Source organism: Pelagicoccus sp. SDUM812005 (genome assembly GCF_031127875.1).
Lineage (GTDB): Bacteria > Verrucomicrobiota > Verrucomicrobiia > Opitutales > Opitutaceae > Pelagicoccus.
The window spans coordinates 1-1327 of the sequence record NZ_JARXIA010000061.1; the positions used below are offsets into that span (position 1 = coordinate 1).

1 protein-coding gene is annotated in these 1327 nt (G+C 61.4%); it reads right to left on the bottom strand.

Going from position 1 to position 1327, the window contains the following annotated elements; all coding sequences use genetic code 11:
* Positions 1-289: 289 nt before the first annotated feature.
* The coding region (locus tag QEH57_RS24665) for a transposase (RefSeq protein WP_309009475.1) at positions 290-1327 on the bottom strand (1038 nt) is incomplete at its 5' end.

The window sequence follows — 1327 nt, forward strand, 5'->3', positions numbered from 1 at the left end:
GGGTGGGGAAGCCTTGGGGTTTGGGGAGCGGCGAGCGTCCCCAAGTCTTAGGCGTTGAGTTGTGTCCTTGTCGCGTCTCTTCCGCAGGATGAGGGCCAGATCCGGCATTCTCATAACCTGCTATCCGCGCGTGTCGCCGCTTCGACAGCGCAAGTTGATGTATCCAATCGAAGCTGGAAGAGCGAGGGCCGACCAATCTTTAATATCGAGCATCGAAAGCTCAGGGGTCAGTCCGGCCAGGCCCGCCGCAAAGGTGGTTCAAAAAGTCGTTGGGTATATTCCGTTCCTTCTATGCGTAGATTTTGGATACGCGGCCTTCGAGCGCAGCCTTAGCCGCGTAGGAGGCGGGATAGCCTACCTTCAACCCCACATCTTCGGGCTTGATCGCTCCCGTCTGGATACGCCACCAATCCACCGCGAATTCGCGAGCGATTGCGACCGCCATCTTCTTTTTCTTGGCCGAAGTGGGGACGGCGTCCCGCATCTTCTCCTTCCATTTGAGGATCGGCTTGTAGTTGGGCTGGAAGCTGAACATCCGCCAGACCGCTTCGATGAGCATATGCCTTATCCTCGGATTGCCGTGCTTGCTTATGCTGCCCTGCAGCCTCTTGCCTCCACTGGAGGACTCGCTTGGGCACAGTCCTGTAAAGCTGGATACTTCGCCTCTACTGGAGAAGCGAGAGTAGTCCACGAACTCCTGGTCGAGGACGGACGCGGTGAGGGCGCCCAGCCCGACGGGAAGCTCTCGAGCCGCCTTTCGTTCCTCGCGGGCGGTCGCTTCCCTTAGCTGGCGATGAAGCGTCTCGAGCACAGCCTGGTAGGGGGCGAGGATGGCTAGCAGGTAGTCCGGGAGACTTTCCTTGAGCGCTTCGAAGACCTTGGGCTTCCACCAGTCGGGCTGGATGTCCACGCCGTGATAGATCCCAGCGCTGACGCCTACGTTCTGCAGGCGCTTCTTCTCCTTGGCGAGCGTGTCGCGCTGCCTGCTCAGGGCTCGCTGGCGCTCCTGCTCGAGCGTGGGCGCGCGCACTGAGGACAGCGCTCGCTTGTTCCCGGCGAGGTAGCGGTCCAGGCACCCGCACAGCTCGCGGGCGTCGCGAGAGTCGGTCTTCACCTTCGAGCCGTACTCGTCCCAGTTACGGGGGCGAACCACCACGTTCTTCACGCCGATGGCCTCGAGCTTGCGATGCAGGACGAAGCCGAAGCATCCGGCCTCGTAGCAGGTGTGGATCTCGCCGACGCGCTTGACCTGCTTTGCGATCCAGCCGAGGAACTCTTCGGGATCGAGCTTCTGCGGAGCCCTCGGAGACTGGCCGTCGTACTGGCA